The sequence below is a fragment of the Psychrobacter sp. ANT_H56B genome, from assembly GCF_008369245.1.
Lineage (GTDB): Bacteria > Pseudomonadota > Gammaproteobacteria > Pseudomonadales > Moraxellaceae > Psychrobacter > Psychrobacter cryohalolentis.
In genome coordinates this window covers 40,292-58,062 of sequence record NZ_VOBF01000004.1, presented here as the reverse complement: position 1 = coordinate 58,062, position 17,771 = coordinate 40,292, and the positions used below count along the sequence as shown (strand labels likewise).

The following is a 17,771-nucleotide window of genomic DNA, read 5'->3' as shown; positions in this document are numbered from 1 at the left end:
TTCTTGCGGTAACGATTTTTACGAAGGATAAAATAAGAGGTTTTGGTTGAAAAAGTGTAGATACTCATCAACTGGTTAAAATATAGCACTAATAGTAAGTTGTAACAAGGTGTTTTTAAATAACCTTTGTGCTAGACTTCTCAAGACTATTACAGTGACTGTTTTGCGTAAATAGCCGACATTAGTCCTATTTATTCTTTTATGCTTTGACCGAAATAATTCATGATTGCTATTTCAGTTGTATGATGTCTTCAAGAGCTGCTATAACTTCAGTATAATAGGGATTCTTGCCGACAACTTTGCCTTGATGGGTTATATCAATTGGATAACGTTTGTATCGCTATTCTTGATTACTAAGCCATCACACTTAAGTTATCTGTTAGATAGCCTCTGCTTTACATTCTGTACTATATCTCTGCAATTTTTTGGTCATGGTAAGCGCCTCGTCCAGTGGTTAGTTTACTAAGTTTATCTTTACAGTTTCTTCAGCATCGCTCAATTTCTAACTTGCTAAAAACAACTTATTCAATTAAGAAAATACAATAAAAAATCCTTCATTATCAATGTTGAGGGTTTACAAAAGACATTGTATTTATTATAGATATCAATTCTTTAATATGTCAGCTTGAACGAATTTGAGCAAGCTAGAGCAAAACATAAATTTAAATAATTTCATTTGTTTAATGAATCGATAAAAATATTTAACCCATTAACCTTGTACCACCCCATACTTTTAATAAGAAGATTTTATCATGTTAAACCAACGTCCGTTATATATCCCCTTTGCAGGTCCTGCACTATTAGAAACCCCTTTATTGAATAAGGGCAGTGCTTTTTCATCAGAGGAGCGCGATAGCTTTAATTTAACCGGTCTATTACCTCATAATATTGAGACGATTGAAGAGCAGTCATCACGTGCTTATCTTCAACTACGCTCATTTACCAGTGATATGGATAAGCATATTTATTTGCGTAATATACAAGATACTAATGAGACATTATTTCACCATTTGATTGAGCAGCATATTGAGGAAGTCATGCCGCTCATCTATACCCCTACGGTTGGGCAAGCTTGTGAAAAATTCTCTCAAATTTATCGCCGTAAACGTGGTTTATTTATCTCTTATCCTGAACGTCATAAAATCGATGACATGCTGCAAAACGCCACCAAACAAAACGTAAAAGTTATCGTGGTCACTGATGGTGAACGTATCTTGGGCTTAGGTGACCAAGGTATTGGCGGTATGGGAATTCCAATTGGTAAATTGGCTTTATACACCGCTTGTGGTGGTATTAGCCCCGCTTATTGCTTACCTATTTTGTTAGATGTCGGTACCAATAATCAGCAGTTGCTTGACGATCCTATGTATATGGGCTGGAGAAATCCACGCATCTCTGGCGATGAGTATAATGAATTTGTAGACTTATTTATTCAGGCTGTTAAGCGTCGTTGGCCCGAGGTGTTATTGCAATTTGAAGATTTTGCACAGGAAAATGCGACCCCATTATTGAATAAATATCGTGATCAGCTATGTTGCTTTAACGATGATATCCAAGGAACTGCTGCTGTTTCAGTCGGTACATTGATTGCAGCATGTTTAAATAAAAGCCAGAAACTTAGTCAACAAAATATTGCTTTCTTGGGTGCAGGATCTGCAGGTTGCGGTATCGCTGAGCACATTATTCGTCAGATGCAGCGTGAAGGGTTAACAGAAGAGCAGGCTCGCAGACAGGTATTTATGGTTGACCGTTATGGTCTGCTAACCGATAGCATGACAGAGCTACAAAAATTCCAAACACCGTTAGTGCAAAAAGAATCAGACATTGAACATTGGGATAAGAGTCAAAAACTTGGGTTAGCACAAGTGGTTAAACAAGCAAGAATAACTGTCTTGTTTGGCGTAAGCGGACAAAAAGGTCTCTTTACGCAAGAGGTCGTTGAATCTTTATGTGCTAATACTGAACATCCTATTATATTGCCGCTATCAAATCCAACGTCTCGTGTTGAAGCAACACCGCAAGAAGTGACTAACTGGAGTCGTGGTAAGGCCATTGTTGCAACCGGCAGTCCTTTTCCTAATACCACTTTTGAAGGTCAGTCTTTTGAAGTCTCTCAGTGTAATAACAGCTATATATTCCCAGGCATTGGTTTAGGTGTATTAGCAGCACGTGCAACGGGTATCAGCGATAATATGCTGACGGCGGCAAGTCAAGCACTTGCAGATATCTCAGTAGAATATGAAAAAGCGCCAGGTGCCATATTGCCGCCCATTAAATTCATTAGAGAAATCAGTGAAAAAATAGCCTATGCAGTTGCCCTGCAAGCAATTGAAGATAAACTGGCATTACCAGTCACGGCAGAAAACTTAGAACGTCGATTAAAAGCTAACTTCTGGTTACCTAAATACCGCGACTATCGCCGTACTTCTTTCTAACGGTTAGAAAATCCGACTAAAAAGCCGAATGCTACGATTAAAAGTAGCATTCGGCTTTTTTAATGATAACAATGTTAATCCACTAGCCGTTGACGTTTTGCTGATGAAATTTTTACGTATAGTGAATTCAGTATTAAAGCGATACAGTAGGACTGGGATGAGTTTTACGCAGCCTCTGTCGGCGTAGGCACAGCACGCCAGAAAAATTTATACCAGTACTGCGTTGGAACATAACGTATCTGTTTTATTTGGAATTGACTATATCATGGTTTGTGAGGTTTTTATGGTCATGATAAATCCTTAATGTGTAAGCTAATCGATATGATCACTGTCTGATAATCTGCTTATCATTTAGTAGTTTGCAGAACCTCTATTTATGCCATAGCATGTGGCATTATAGGCACAGTCTTACGCTATGCTTATCATGCCTTTATCAAGGATAAAGGCAACAATGTCATCAACGCCTTCACCCGTTTTCATGTTGCTAAAGACCACAGGCTTATCGCCGCGCATTTTTTTGGCATCACGTGCCATCACCTCAAGTGACGCGCCTACGAGAGGGGCAAGGTCGGTTTTATTGATAATGAGCAAGTCCGATTTCATGATACCAGGGCCGTCTTTACGAGGAATTTTATCGCCTGCAGACACGTCAATGACATATAGTGTCAAGTCGGACAATTCAGGGCTAAAAGTTGCTGCCAAATTATCACCACCAGACTCGATGATAATAAGCTCAAGACCTGCAAATTGCTGCTGTAATTCGGCGATGGCAGATAAGTTAATTGAGGCATCTTCACGGATGGCAGTATGCGGGCAGCCACCGGTTTCAACACCGCGAATACGCTCGGCTGGCATGGCCTCATGACGCGTTAAAAATTCAGAGTCTTCTTTGGTATATATATCATTGGTCACCACGGCCATGTTGACATCATCGCGCAGGTGTTGACACAATCTCAGCGTCAATGCCGTTTTTCCTGATCCTACAGGGCCACCAATACCTAAGCGTAATGGCGATAATGTCGTGTCTGAATGTTTGTTTTCGACTTTAGGAGTTAGTGCCATAAATAAATGTCCTCAATAAGTGTTTGGGTTATCAGCGATTAAGAGCGAAATAAGCGACTATATTGCCTTTCATGCTGGCAAGACAGGAGCGCTAAATTTGGTAAGTTAGCGGATATTTGTAACTGTTGATAAAGTAGATTTAGCCTTGATATCGCTATGTCAGGCGTATCTGCCATTAACGGCAGCCTTTGAGCGTACAAAAAACTTTGCTTGACGCGAGCAGCCAGTGGCTGTACTTGTTGGCTTAGTAGCTGTTGCAGCTGCCAAATGATTCGCTGTCCTGCCATTTGCCCAAGCGGTACGGTCTTGACCGCAGCCAGCACCATGTTTTCGATTTGGCCAAAGGCGTAAGTGGTCATGGCTTGTACAGGGTTAAATTGCCAGTGCGAGCTAATATGGGCAAACAGCGGCAAAAACCCATGGGCGAGTAAGCTATCAGGCACATTGAGCTCAAGGACATTATCAAGCCATGCGGATAAAGACAGAGCCAATTGACTTGACTCATAGACGAACTCTTTGGTTTCGCGGCTAGCGTGGTAATCTGCACCTAAAGCATCAGCAAGTGTGACGTCCTCAATCATAAGGGCTTCAATCATGAGCGCTAGTAGCGGTAGCTCATAACGACATAATGCCAGCTCCAGATAATCACTCATAAAATCCATACTACTGCTTTCATCATGAATAAGCCCTGACTCAATAGCAGGTTCTATGCCTTGCGAGTAGGTATAACTGCCAATAGGTAAGTTGCTTGACGCCAGCATGAGCAAACGTCCGGTCACATCTGCATGATTCAAATCATTTATACCTTGTGCGGTACTGGCAGGATGCTGGGAGTGCGTGGCATGATTAATCATGAGAGTTGCCGTGGGTGTGTGAATGGTCATGGTCGTGATGACTATGATTATGACCATGAGAGTGAGAATGTCCGCCTTGATTGCCTTTATAAGCACCAGTCTCTGGCTCAAAGGGCGCTTGTACGGCTTGGGTATGTAGGCCAAGTTGATGTAACATCGCTTCTAAAACATGGTCAGGCTCAAAGTAGAGGGCAGTAGGGGTCAGCATTAAAGGCACATGGCGGTTGCCTAAATGGTAAGCGCCTTTCATAAGGTCAAAGTTATTATCGGCAGTTACTTCGATTAATCCCTGCTTGGCGGCCATAATCTGTATTAGGTTGCCTTGATAGTCTGCTAAAACACTGCCATTCTTAATGGTTTCCGTACGTGGCAAATCAACACCAATGGATTCTTGGTGCTGGGTTTCTGCTTTAAAACGGCTACGCTGACGGGTGTCGAAATCTAAATATAAAAATTTTTCTGCCTGTTTTTGCCTATCAATGATCGCCTGTTTTTCAGCGCTAAGGGTTGATGGATCGAGACGTTGCGTATAAATGTTCATAATTATGTTTATAGTTCGTTTAAGTAGATGATTCACAGCTGATCGTGGATTATCAGCACGACAATAAAAAGCAGCTAGAATAAAAAGTAGCTAGAATAAAAAGTAGCTAGAATAAAAAATAGCGCTGTGCCATCGGTAGATAGTCGGCAGGCTCACAGGTCAGCAGCTCACCATCGGCATACACTTCATAGGTCTCAGGGTTGACCTCCATCTGAGGACAGTAGCTGTTGAATTTCATGTCTTGTTTGCGTACCTTGCGAATGTTGTGTACTGCTTTGATGACCTTTTCTAATCCTAATTGCCTATCAACACCCTTATCAATAGCCACACTTGACATAAAGGTGATGCAAGTCTGCGCCACTGTCTTGGGGAAGCTGCCAAACATGCTGCGATAGTGCACAGGCTGTGGGGTGGATATGGAAGCATTGGGGTCGCCCATAGGTGCCGCTGCAATCAAACCGCCTTTTATAATTAAATCAGGCTTTACGCCAAAAAATGCAGGCGACCACAACACTAAATCTGCCCATTTTCCCAACTCAAGTGATCCCACTTCATCACTAATGCCATGGGTAATAGCGGGATTGATGGTGTATTTTGCGAGGTAGCGTTTGATACGAAAGTTGTCGTTGCCGCTATCAGAGTCAGTGGGACTTAGCATGATATTGTCTAAGGATTGCTCAGTTTTAGCTGATTGATCAGGAGCAAGGTGACCACGCTGGGCTTTCATCTTATCAGCCGTTTGCCACGTGCGAATAATGACTTCTCCCACGCGTCCCATCGCTTGCGAATCACTACTCATCATGGAGATAGCACCCATATCTTGTAAAATATCTTCAGCGGCAATGGTTTCTTTACGAATACGGCTTTCTGCAAAAGCGACATCTTCAGCAATGGCTGGGCTTAAATGGTGACAAACCATAAGCATGTCGAGATGCTCGTCAATGGTATTAATGGTGAAAGGGCGCGTCGGGTTGGTTGATGAGGGTAAGACGTTGGTTTCGCCAATAGCTTTTAAGATATCTGGGGCATGACCGCCGCCAGCGCCTTCGGTATGGAAGGTGTGGATACAACGGTCTTTAAACGCGCCTAGAGTGCTATCTAAATAGCCGCTTTCATTTAACGTATCAGTATGAATAGCCACTTGCACATCATATTTTTCAGCCACGCTAAGGCAATTGTCAATGGCTTTGGGCGTGGAGCCCCAGTCTTCATGAAGCTTAAGCCCGATAGCACCCGCTTCAATCTGCTCTACAATGGGGGCAGGTAAACTAACATTGCCTTTACCTAAGAATCCAATATTCATTGGAATAGCATCAGTGGCTTTTAGCATGCTGTGAATATGATAAGCACCAGGAGTACAAGTAGTGGCAAGAGTACCTTCAGCAGGTCCCGTACCACCGCCTAACATCGTGGTTATACCAGATATTAGTGCAGTTTCACATTGCTGCGGCGCAATGAAATGAATATGGCTATCGATACCGCCAGCAGTCAAGATTTTACCTTCTCCTGCGATGATTTCGGTAGCAGCGCCAATAGGTAACGTCACGTTAGGCTGAATATCAGGGTTACCAGCTTTACCGATACCACTAATGCGACCCTCTTTGATAGCCACATCTGCCTTATATATGCCGCTGTAGTCCACAATCAGAGCATTGGTAATAATAGTATCGGCAACTTGCTCACCTATTAGCTGTGACTGACCCATGCCATCGCGGATAACCTTACCGCCGCCAAATTTAACCTCTTCACCGATGCTGACGCTATCAATGTCAGGCTGGTGATCAATATGACTGGTCAAGTCATATTCAACCTCAAGCCATAAATTTGTATCGGCTAAGCGTACCTTATCCCCTGTGGTAGGGCCAAAATGTTCGGCATAGATACGTCGGTCAATGCGTTTTTTCGAGGTAGTTTGAGAGATTTTAGGGTTTACAACGCCCATAACCTCGCCTGAAAAACCATAAATGTGCTGTCTACCTGAAATGGCAACCAGCTCCACTTCACGCGCTTGGCCCGGCTCAAAACGTACAGCAGTGCCAGATAGGATATTGAGTCGATAGCCAAGCGTCGACTCTCGATCAAAGCTCAGTGCTGCATTGACTTCATAGAAGTGATAATGAGAACCGATTTGAATAGGGCGGTCGCCGGTATTGATTACTGCTATGGTTTGCACGCAGCGACCAGCATTCAATGCCATATCGCCTGCTTTAATCTTATATTCGCCTACTTTCATCGTCATTTTTATTATCCTTAATCGTCTTACGGCAATGGCTCTAGTTCAATATCGTTGTATACGACTTTATAGCAAACAAGCTATACGATGGGGTTATGTACCGTCACCAGCTTAGTGCCATCGGGGAAAGTGGCTTCAACTTGGACATCATCTATCATCTCTGCGATGCCTTCCATGACGTCATCGGCAGAGAGATAAGTGGCTCCTTCACTCATCAGTTGTGCCACGGTTTTGCCATCACGCGCGCCTTCCATTAGTAACATACTAATGTAAGCGATAGACTCAGGATAATTAAGCTTGACGCCGCGATTTTTACGACGTTCCGCCACCATGCCTGCGGTAAATAGTAAGAGTTTATCTTTTTCTGTAGGATTTAATTGCATAAAGCTTCCTTAATAATTATTGTGCTTTAAAGACTATGATTCGTTTTTAATCTTCATAAAGTAAAGGTGCCAAGTTAAATGTACTAAGTAGAGTCATTCTGGTTTGATTAAGCATTGTTCAGGGATGAGATTAAGTGGGAGCACATGATATTAGGTGTCCCAAATTCTCGGTCGATGAGGCTCAAGCGCATACCATTTAGACCTGATAAGCTCGCGAATTTGGTAAAAAGCTTCAAAGCAGGCACGCACATCTGCCCCTAAATAACGGCAATTGATACCTTGAAAATTGTGAGTACAGTGAATGGGTAGTGACTGCTGATCAATGAGGCTGCGTATCTCTGTAATAGTGGTATCTAAATATTGACCGAGCTTGAGCGGATTATTCTGTAACTCAGGCGCAATGACCTCTGTGCTAGGTATTGCCCAAAAAGAGCCATGCACATGTTGATTGTTCAGCCCTAATGGTGAGGTAAACCAGCGCGTATTGGCTTGCTGGGAAGTGCACTCACTGACCAATAAATCACTCTCACGCCATATCTCTAAGCGGTTGGCATAATGACCATTAGCAAACGTCTCTTGATACGCTTGACGTCCGAACACAGCAATATCCCAAGTCAATAAACTTGCCGTCTTAGCCAAATAAAAGCGATTATTGGCAGTAGAGACAGAATGATCGTAATAGATACTTTCTTGAGGGAGCCATTCAAGAATAGCGTGGTTATCAAGGTGGGCGTCGATATGCTGTTCTGCGCTGACAACATCATTAAAACAGTCGTTAGAAGTGTTGTTATTTGCCGATTGAGTACCGTTGTTAAATTTTGATGAGTCGCTAGGTCTAGAGGATCGTAATGATTTGCGTTGCCCGTACCATTTGCCGGCTCCAGGGGTGGTAATCACCGCATGGCTGTTAGAGTGTAGGTCAAATTCCAATGTTAAGCGGTCATCATCGGCGATACCAGCAGGAGGATACAACACATAAATATGGCAAATCCCTGCTTGGCTGTTATCAGTACTATCAGGCTCAGTATACAGCGCGCGCTGCACCATGAGTGCGCCAGTATGGGCACGATGACACAGCCGAGTTTTTGCAGCAGTAGAGGCGCAGTCGAAATGAAGCTGTAGTGAGGATTGCCAAGTCAAAATTGTATTTCCTTTTAGAAAGTGCCCTTTTAGAAAGTGTCCTTTTAGAAAGTGTCCTTTTAGATTGCCACCAACTCTTGAATGTTGTTTTTTGCCATGTCAACTCCAGCCCCTTGAGCAACTACTTGTCCTCTAGAAAGCACGGTATAGTTATCGGCAAGCTCTTCTGCAAACTCATAAAATTGCTCGACCAGTATAATGGCCATTTTACCTTGATAACCTAAATCCCTAATGACCCGCCCGATGTCCTTGATGATAGAGGGCTGAATACCTTCAGTCGGCTCATCGAGTACCAGCACAGATGGCTCGGAGGCAAGCGCACGAGCAATAGCGAGCTGCTGCTGCTGACCGCCAGATAGATCGCCGCCGCGCCGATGCTTCATCTCGTCCAGCACTGGAAATATATCATACAAGTGTTTGGGTACTTTGCTTGCTTTTCGTTGAGAGAATTTCGCCATGCCAATCAGAATGTTTTCTTCAACGGTCAAAGTGGAAAAGATATCACGTCCTTGCGGTACATAAGCGAGACCTGCGCGCACACGCTGCTCAGGCGTCATCTGACTAATGTCCTTACCGTCTAATAAAATTTCACCTGATTTTATTGGTAGGATGCCCATCAAGCATTTAAGCAAGGTGGTTTTACCGACGCCATTACGACCCAGTACCACGCTACATTTTCCTACAGGGGCGGCGAGGGTGACATCACGTAAAATGTGACTGCCACCATAATATTGATTTATGGCATTAATTTCTAACATATAAGCACCTCTATTTTTTAGGTCTATTTCTAAGCACTACTACCAATTATCGACCCAAGTAAGTCTCAATGACGGCTTCATTATTCTGCACTTCACTCAACGTGCCTTCAGCTAGAATAGCGCCATTTGCTAAGACCGTTACTTTCTCACTGATGGCATCAATGAAAGTCATATCATGCTCAACCACGATTAAAGTATGATTCTTTTTCAGGCGCAGACCCAACTCAGCGGTATGTTCGGTTTCGGCATCTGTCATGCCTGCCACTGGTTCATCAAGTAAGATAAGTTTTGGTCTTTGCATCAGTAACATCCCAATCTCTAGCCACTGTTTTTGACCATGAGATAGTAGTCCTGCTGGTTTGTTAATCATGTCTTTTAAACGAATCTGCTGTAGCGTTGAGTCAAGTGTGTTTTTCGTGTCAGCATCAATTTTAGTAAACCAGCTTTTTGACACTCGCTTATCCTTTGGCGCGGCCAGCATTAAGTTGTCGAGTACGGTAAATTTCTCAAACACGGTGGGTTTTTGAAACTTACGACCAATGCCTGCTTCCGCTATTTCTTCGGTAGATAGTTTGGCTAAATTATGTACTTGACCGAAAAATGCACTGCCTTTAGTAGGACGCGTTTTACCCGTAATAACATCCATTAAAGTCGTCTTACCTGCGCCATTAGGACCGATGATGCAGCGTAGCTCGCCTGCCTCAATGTATAAAGATAAATCATTGAGTGCACGGAACGAGTCAAACCACACGCTAACGTTTTCTAAATACAGCGCAATGCCATGTCTCATATCTGGCCCTGATTTGGGAACAGGATGCGCCAAGCCACCGCTATCTCCGTAATCTTCAGTCAGAGTAGTGACTGGTCGGGTAGGCGTGTTTTCTGCGACCGTTATGTGTGGTGTATTTTTAGAGTTTTTCATTGGATTATTGATACTAAGATTGTTTTTAACAAGCGCATCGTTAGTAACTTTTTGGGAAGTAGCAGCATTAGTTATTAACATTATTCTTTTTCCTTTTTAAAACGATCAAGTACGCCAATGATGCCGTTAGGGAGAAATAAAGTAACCACCACAAATAATCCACCTAGGATAAGCAACCAAAACTCAGGATAGGCGACGGTAAAATAAGTCTTAATCGCATTGATTGCACCTGCGCCTACGATAGCACCAATGAGTGAACCTCTTCCTCCCGCAGCTACCCATACTGCCATCTCGATAGAGTTGACGGGGTTCATCTCACCCGGATTAATGATGCCAACTTGCGGTACATATAGAGCACCAGCGATACCAGCAATGACTGCAGACAATACCCAAGCAGAAAGCTTGTACCAAAGCGTGCGATAGCCTAAATACTGCAATCGATTTTCACTATCACGAATGGCACCGAGCACGCGCCCATAAGGCTGGCTCATCAGGTAGCGTAGTCCAAGATAGGACAGTAGCAGCGCCAAAGCGGTCGTAAAACACAGCACAGCCCTTGTTGAAGAGGCAGTGATGTCATAACCTAATAGCGTGGTAAAACCTGTGAAGCCATTGTTACCACCGAAGCCTGTTTCATTACGGAAGAATAATAAGGCTGCCGCATAGGTCATGGCTTGAGTAATAATCGAAAAATAAACCCCTTTGATTTTTGAGCGAAAAGCAAAATAGCCAAAGATGAAAGCGACCAGACCCGGAACTAATACCACTAGAGCCATCGCCCACCAAAAATGTTGAGTACCTGCCCAATACCACGGCAGCTCGGTCCAGCTTAAGAAACGCATAAAGTCTGGCAAGCCCGTGCCAGCAGTTTCACGCGTCAAGTACATGCCAAAGGCATAACCTCCTAGCGCAAAATAAAGACCATGACCTAAGCTTAGAATGCCGGCATAGCCCCAGACCAAGTCTAAAGCCAGTGCTACCATGGCGAGCGCCATTATTTTACCAATCAAAGTTATCCAGTAAGCAGACAGGTGAAAACTAGAGGTTTCAGGTAGTAGATGGAGCCAAGGCAATATCAGTAGCACTAAAAAACACAAACCAATCAAAATGGCATTACGTGGGGAATCAGATAATAATTGAGTCAAACGCATGAGGTTCTCCTTAATCCACAAAACGGCCTTTGAGGGCGAATAAACCTTGTGGACGTTTTTGAATAAACAAAATCACAAGAACCAGTAATACAATCTTAGCCATCACAGCACCAATGCCAATCTCTAGCACCGTACCACTGACACCAAGACCTAAAGATGCCAATACCGCGCCCCATACTTGCCCAACACCGCCAACCACGACGACTAAGAACGCATCAATAATATAAGTCTGACCTAAGTCGGGTCCGACATTGCCTACTTGCGCTAAGGCACAGCCAGCGAGACCTGCGAGACCCGAGCCAAGTCCAAAAGCCAACATGTCGATGCGAGCAGATGAGATACCAACTGCACGTGCCATTTGCCGGTTTTGAGTGACAGCGCGCACAAATAGCCCGAAACGAGTCTTATTAAGTAAGTACACCAGTAGCATAAGAATAATGATGGTAAAGCCGATAATAGCGATACGGTTGAAGGGAAGCACAAGGCTCGAGGACACTTGATAGGCACCGCTCAACCAGTCGACATTGCTGACTTCGACGTTTTGCGCGCCAAATATCATCCGAACCAACTGCATAAGAATCAAACTGACACCGAAAGTTGCCAGTAAGGTTTCAAGCTCACGACCGTAAAGCGGGCGAATAATGATTCGTTCGATAATCATGCCGATAATGGCACTGACTAAGAAAGCGACGGGTATAGCAGCAACCAGATACCATCCAGTCATACTAGGAAAATACGCCTGAAAGAGATTTTGCACCATATAAGTGGCGTAAGCACCAATCATAATGAGCTCACCGTGGGCCATATTGATGACCCCAAGCAGACCAAAGGTAATGGCAAGCCCTAATGCCGCGAGTAGTAAGATACTTGCCGTACTAAGTCCCGTGAACAGATGACCTATCCAAGTACTGATGGTAATGCGCTGCTCAATACTATCCTCAGCATCTAACAGCGCAGATTTGAGCACAGGATCGATATCATCTGCCGCCAATGCTTTTTTGACATCAACTAAGACTTGCGGGCTATCACTATCAGCAAGGATGGTAAGCGCGGCAATTTGGGTAGTAACGTCGCCGTCTCTAAAATCAATCCTCGCTTGTAAAGTACTCAACGCTGTTTTGACGTCGTCGTCTTGCTCATTAGTGGCAGCAGTACTTATGAGCGCTGGATCTAGCTGTTCGATATTGTCCGCTAAGATAGTAACTGCCTGCATACGTTGCGTAGGATCGTTTGACTCAAGCTTAACCTTGGCTTGTCCAAATACTAAGGCTGAGCGTAGCGTATTGGTCAAAGTCACTTGCGCCAAGTCACTCGGCCACTCGGTGGTCAGCTGCTTAACAGGATAAGTAAATAGCTCATCTTCGCTGTTAAGTAGGTAGGTTTTCCCGCCATTGCCTTGGTATAGCTCATCGTTTTTTATCAGCTCAACTAAAGTATCCAAACTCTCAACTGACCCCGGCCACTGGTTGAGCATGGTTTGGCGAATGGTGAAGTCAGCAGCAACGAACTGCTCGATAGCATCCCCTTTACTTATCGCAAAATTAGTAGGCGTAGTCAGAGACTGCTTGTTTTGAGCAAGTAAGGTGTCGTCTTGAGCGAGTAAGATCTCTTCACTTACAGCATTGGATGTCGCTGCCACAGTATTAGTAGATAGTTTCTCGCCATGGCTGTGGGCTATTGGCGTCTCGTGAGCATGAGCAGCTGATGTGATAGCAATGAGGAGGAGTAAAGATAGTAAGGCGATGATAAAAGTCTTATTAGAATAATTGGCTTGCGCGTCACTTTTATAATAGGAAGGGTAATGTGACATGATGGTTCCTTTTTTGCAGTCAACACTCCTCTAACCTCTACTGAAAAACTGTTTTATCAGTAGAGGAGCTAAAGGGTTGCTGGTATTGATACCATTAAGGGGCTAAGGGCTAAGGGCTAAGGGCTAAGGATTGCGGTTTAGGTGACAACACCTTATTTAGGAATGTACTGACTCCATGGCTCAGCACGAATGACTTTTGGCGTTTTGCTGATCACATCGAACTGACCATCGGCACGGATTTGACCGATCATGACAGGCTTCCATAAGTGATGGTTTTCCTCATCCATTTTCAATGTATACCCTGATGGTGCGTCAAAAGTCTGACCTCCCATACTAATACGCACTTTGTCGACATTAGTGGTACCTGCCTTTTCGACTGCTTGTTTCCACATATTGATACCCACGTAGGTGGCTTCCATAGGATCATTGGTTACGACCTTTTCAGCATTCGGTAGCTTATGATCTAGCGCATATTTCTTATACTTTTTGGTGAAGCCGCTATTGACAGGATTTTTAACCGACATAAAGTAGTTCCATGACGCCAAATGCCCTTGTAATAAGCTGGTATCGATACCGCGAAGCTCTTCTTCTCCTACTGAGAATGCCATGACTGGGATATCAGAGGCTTTAATACCCTGATTGGCAAGTTCACGATAAAAAGGTACGTTTGAATCCCCATTAATGGTAGAGATAACCGCCGTCTTTTTACCAGTAGAGAAGCTTTTAATGTTGCCCACGATGGTCTGATAGTTGCTAAAACCGAAAGGGGTGTACTCTTCCATGATATCTTTTTCAGCGACGCCTTTAGATTTTAAGAACGCACGCAGTATCTGGTTAGTAGTCCGAGGATAGACATAATCTGTCCCAAGTAAGACAAAGCGTTCTGCACTACCACCCTCTGGACTCATTAAGTATTCAACGGCAGGAATAGCTTGCTGATTGGGAGCCGCCCCAGTGTAGAAAATGTTTTCTGACTGCTCTTGACCCTCGTACTGAACAGGGTAGAACATGAGGCCATTTAACTCTTCAACGACAGGCAGCACTGACTTACGTGATACCGACGTCCAACCACCAAATATGACATCCACTTTGTCTTGAGTTAATAGCTGACGTGCTTTTTCAGCGAATAACGGCCAATCAGAAGCGGGATCTACGACGATTGGCTCTAGCTGCTTACCCAACACACCGCCATTAGCATTAATTTCATCAATGGTCATGAGCGCAGTATCTTTTAAGGATGTTTCAGAGATGGCCATCGTTCCAGATAAAGAATGCAAGATACCAACTTTGATGGTGTCACCATCTGCCGCAGGGGTAGTAGTGGTCTCGGCCGTTTCGGTTTTTGTGGCTGTAGAATTGGTTTCAGCACTAGTTTCTGCAGGTTTTTGACAACCTATAAGGCTTAAGCTACCTACGACGGCTACTGCTAGTAGAGACAAACGTGATGTGAGTTTTGAGTCGATACGATAGTTTGTACTGATAGGAGTAGCAGTGATAAGCGTTGGCAATAAAGACATATATTTCTCCAAAAAGATAAAGTAGCAGCTTGGTAGGCCGAGTTAACAAACCATTTCTAACTGCTATTAACACTTCAATATTTATGCCATTCCAAAATACACAATAAACGCACCAATATCGGTCTTTTTAGGAGATATTGCACTTTTTTCGCACCATGATGGTTTTTATGATTTTCTATGCACCATAAGTGTCTAGTCTAAGAGGATTAAAACGATTACATTGAAAGCGGTGGGCTGCTAAGTTCAGAAAGCGTAAATAAGGGTGCTTGCAAAGCAAACCCCGATATTAATTAAGCCAATTGAGTACTCATAAAAGCAGCAAGGACTTGCTAAGACATGCCAGCATGTAGTGGCATAATAAATTCGGACAGCTGCTAAGAGGTCATACTAAACAAAAGACGGAACATAGTATGACCAACAAACGCAATCAATATACCCGATAATTCAAATTAGAAGCCATCAGCTTAGTCGTTGAACACAAACGTAAAATACCTGACGGTGCTGATTCATTGGGGATAGGCAAATCCACCCTCAGAGGTTTATCGCACACTTTAACAAGCCAGCTAAAAACACTAGACAACAAAAAACCCCATAAACATTGCGTTTACGGGGTTTGAATTTGGTGGGCCCAGTAGGACTTGAACCTACGACCAAAGGATTATGAGTCCTCTGCTCTAACCAACTGAGCTATGGGCCCTTTAGACGCACAATGATACCTGATTTTTATATATTTTCAAGTAAAAATTAGCAGATAGCGCCTACTATTTGATGAATTATCATTAATGACCACCAGCCAGCGTCAAACTGCGTCCACCATCTACCGTTATTATCTCACCCGTCACATAACTGGCATGTGCCAAATAAAGCACACCATGGGCAATGTCAGCAGGGACGCCTATGCGCTGCATAGGGATAGAGCTTATAATCTTATTTTGCTGCTCGCTATCAAGCGCTTGATCGCTATCTGCATCGGGTAAAATATTGACCCCAGGCGCGACCCCATTAACGCGTACATCAGGCGCCATATCTAGCGCTAAAGACTGTACCATCATCCGGTGCGCCGCTTTTGCCATATTGTAGACGGTATAATTGGCAAATGGCTTATCATGCGCATGGATATCAAGCAAACTAATAATACAGCCTTGCTGATTTTTTAGATAAGGATATAGCGCTTGGCTTAATAGTAATGGCGCTTTGGCATTGCTTAACAGTAGCTCATCCCATTGGTCATGAATAATACTGCCAAGGGGAGTGGGATAAAAGCGAGAAGCATTATGTACCAGTACGTCTAGTTGCCCAAATGCTTGCATGATGGTTTGGGTTAGATGCTCAAGAGTATCAGCCTGATTCACCACTGCCAAATCTGCAACAATAACCACGGCGCTATGAGGGCAATTATCATTTAGCTCGTCTGCTAAGGCATGGGCCTCTTGCTCGCTATGATGACAATGAATAATAACGCGATAGCCTTGCTTATGAGCCGCACGAACAATAGCAGCACCGATACGCTTAGCACTGCCCGTAACGAGCATGACAGGCGCAGGTATCGTCATAGTCTGAATAGGTGGAAGTTTTTGAGTCATGTTAGTATTTTGATTAAAATATGGGTTTAAGGTTTCAAGGCGTATGCAGACCCTTTCAGTCAGACAGCTCGCGTTTGTAAATGTTCAATCCTGCCTTGACGCAGCGCTTGACCGATCGCTGGACCTTTAAGATTTTGATCAATATCATTCATACCAATAGCGTGAAAGCTATTCAACGCCAACATCATTTGTCGATGTTGTAGCGCTAACTGCATGACTTGGCTTGTGACTAAGAGCTGCGAGAGTTTTTCAGGTGCTTTATGGGCGCTACAGGCTTGAATAAGATCTATTTTTTCAGCCGCCGTGAGATGGTTAATAGTACTTAATTTTGCGATTTGTTGAATAAATAAGCTGGCAAACTGAGTTTGTGCTTTTGGTACTTTAGCCGTGTTGCCAATATCATTCATGCCTTTACAGGCCATTGTCACATCAGAGGCGTCTAAATTGTTAGGATTGGCATGAGATACAGAGGATAACAGGCTGGTCATCAGTAGGGCCCAGCGCTGCGATAAGTTAAGCTGCATTTGACCAGAAAAATATAGTGCTGTTTGTACCGTTTCTCGTATCTGCCCATCGTTCCAAGCCTGATGTAATGGGGCAAAGTATCCTGTAAGGGCGCCGATATCAAATAACTGTTGCCAGTATACCTGAGGGGAGAGTTGCATCATTGCACGGCTTGACTCTTGCCAAATACGCTCGCTACTTAAATGGGCAAGCTCTCCTGAGTCCACCAATTCACGCATCAGTACTAACGTTTCATCCGCGATGGTAAACCCCAAATCATAGTAGCGGCTATAAAAGCGCGCTGTTCTTAACACGCGTAAAGGGTCTTCGCTAAAGGCATTTGAGACGTGACGTAAGGTCTTGCTTTTTATGTCGTCCAGTCCGCCATAATAATCAATCACGTCACCATTTATCGGGGTATCGTCGGTTAAGCTAGTAACCTCTATGGCCATGGCATTGATCGTCAAGTCGCGCCGCTGCAAATCGTCTTTTAAACTAACGTCAATACTGGCATGCACGCTAAAGCCCTGATAGCCCAAACCTTGCTTACGCTCAGTTCGTGCGAGGGCATATTCCTCACGGCTCACCGGATGCAAAAATACAGGGAAATCTGCGCCTACTTGCTGAAACCCTGCGTCAAGCATCTCAGTAACTGTTGCCCCAACGACAACGAAGTCTTTATCTTTGATAGGGCGTCCTAATAGCTGGTCACGTACCGAACCGCCGACGAGATACACTTGCATAATATTCTCTTTATATTTACTACCAATTAACCTAAATTTTGTCAAAAAAAACCAGCCAATACTTTAGGCATTGGCTGGTTTTAGTATAGCAGACGGTCTCTATAAAAAATGCAAGAGACCGTCTTAATTGCGCAC

The 17,771-nt window shown here is 43.8% G+C and carries 14 protein-coding genes and 1 tRNA gene; 1 reads left to right on the top strand and 14 read right to left on the bottom strand.

Features of this window, described 5'->3' with window-relative positions; translation table 11 throughout:
• Positions 1-752 precede the first annotated feature (752 nt).
• Positions 753-2,435: an NAD-dependent malic enzyme gene (locus tag FQ082_RS06935; RefSeq protein WP_149408632.1), complete on the top strand. Its 1,683-nt coding sequence runs from the start codon at positions 753-755 to the stop codon at positions 2,433-2,435.
• A gap of 408 nt (positions 2,436-2,843) precedes the next feature.
• On the opposite strand, the gene ureG is transcribed toward FQ082_RS06935, so the two are convergent.
• From ureG to FQ082_RS06865, 14 genes are all read right to left on the bottom strand, one after another.
• Complete coding sequence (gene ureG, locus FQ082_RS06930; RefSeq protein WP_149492544.1) at positions 2,844-3,497, bottom strand: urease accessory protein UreG; 654 nt, start codon at positions 3,495-3,497, stop codon at positions 2,844-2,846.
• 38 nt (positions 3,498-3,535) lie between these two features.
• Entirely contained in the window at positions 3,536-4,351 is an 816-nt protein-coding gene (locus tag FQ082_RS06925) for an urease accessory protein UreF (RefSeq protein WP_149408630.1), read from the bottom strand.
• Entirely contained in the window at positions 4,344-4,892 is a 549-nt protein-coding gene (gene ureE, locus FQ082_RS06920; RefSeq protein ID WP_149492543.1) for an urease accessory protein UreE, read from the bottom strand. The genes FQ082_RS06925 and ureE overlap by 8 nt, the downstream gene beginning before the upstream one ends.
• A gap of 106 nt (positions 4,893-4,998) precedes the next feature.
• Complete coding sequence (gene ureC, locus FQ082_RS06915) at positions 4,999-7,131, bottom strand: urease subunit alpha (protein WP_149408628.1); 2,133 nt, start codon at positions 7,129-7,131, stop codon at positions 4,999-5,001.
• Positions 7,132-7,205: 74 nt separating this feature from the next.
• On the bottom strand, positions 7,206-7,508 hold the full coding sequence (gene ureA / locus FQ082_RS06910) for an urease subunit gamma (RefSeq protein WP_149408627.1): 303 nt from the start codon (positions 7,506-7,508) through the stop codon (positions 7,206-7,208).
• Between the two features lie 150 nt (positions 7,509-7,658).
• Positions 7,659-8,648, bottom strand: a complete 990-nt coding sequence (locus FQ082_RS06905; protein WP_149408626.1) for an urease accessory protein UreD — start codon at positions 8,646-8,648, stop codon at positions 7,659-7,661.
• A 59-nt stretch (positions 8,649-8,707) separates the two neighbouring features.
• On the bottom strand, positions 8,708-9,406 hold the full coding sequence (gene urtE / locus FQ082_RS06900; RefSeq protein WP_149408625.1) for an urea ABC transporter ATP-binding subunit UrtE: 699 nt from the start codon (positions 9,404-9,406) through the stop codon (positions 8,708-8,710).
• A 46-nt stretch (positions 9,407-9,452) separates the two neighbouring features.
• A complete protein-coding gene (gene urtD, locus FQ082_RS06895; RefSeq protein ID WP_149492542.1) occupies positions 9,453-10,409 on the bottom strand; it encodes an urea ABC transporter ATP-binding protein UrtD in 957 nt (318 codons plus the stop codon).
• Positions 10,409-11,479 (bottom strand): urea ABC transporter permease subunit UrtC, encoded by a 1,071-nt coding sequence (gene urtC / locus FQ082_RS06890; RefSeq protein ID WP_010200558.1) that lies wholly within the window; start codon positions 11,477-11,479, stop codon positions 10,409-10,411. Before urtC ends, urtD begins: the two co-directional genes overlap by 1 nt.
• A gap of 10 nt (positions 11,480-11,489) precedes the next feature.
• Positions 11,490-13,289 carry an urea ABC transporter permease subunit UrtB gene (gene urtB / locus FQ082_RS06885; RefSeq protein ID WP_149408623.1) on the bottom strand — a complete coding sequence of 600 codons (1,800 nt, stop codon included), beginning with the start codon at positions 13,287-13,289 and terminating at the stop codon, positions 11,490-11,492.
• A 152-nt stretch (positions 13,290-13,441) separates the two neighbouring features.
• Complete coding sequence (gene urtA / locus FQ082_RS06880) at positions 13,442-14,752, bottom strand: urea ABC transporter substrate-binding protein (RefSeq protein ID WP_149408792.1); 1,311 nt, start codon at positions 14,750-14,752, stop codon at positions 13,442-13,444.
• A gap of 674 nt (positions 14,753-15,426) precedes the next feature.
• A tRNA-Ile gene (locus tag FQ082_RS06875) sits at positions 15,427-15,503 on the bottom strand.
• An 82-nt stretch (positions 15,504-15,585) separates the two neighbouring features.
• A complete protein-coding gene (locus tag FQ082_RS06870; RefSeq protein ID WP_262498172.1) occupies positions 15,586-16,389 on the bottom strand; it encodes a pteridine reductase in 804 nt (267 codons plus the stop codon).
• Positions 16,390-16,448: 59 nt separating this feature from the next.
• Positions 16,449-17,636: a tRNA nucleotidyltransferase gene (locus FQ082_RS06865; protein ID WP_149408622.1), complete on the bottom strand. Its 1,188-nt coding sequence runs from the start codon at positions 17,634-17,636 to the stop codon at positions 16,449-16,451.
• Positions 17,637-17,771 lie beyond the last annotated feature (135 nt).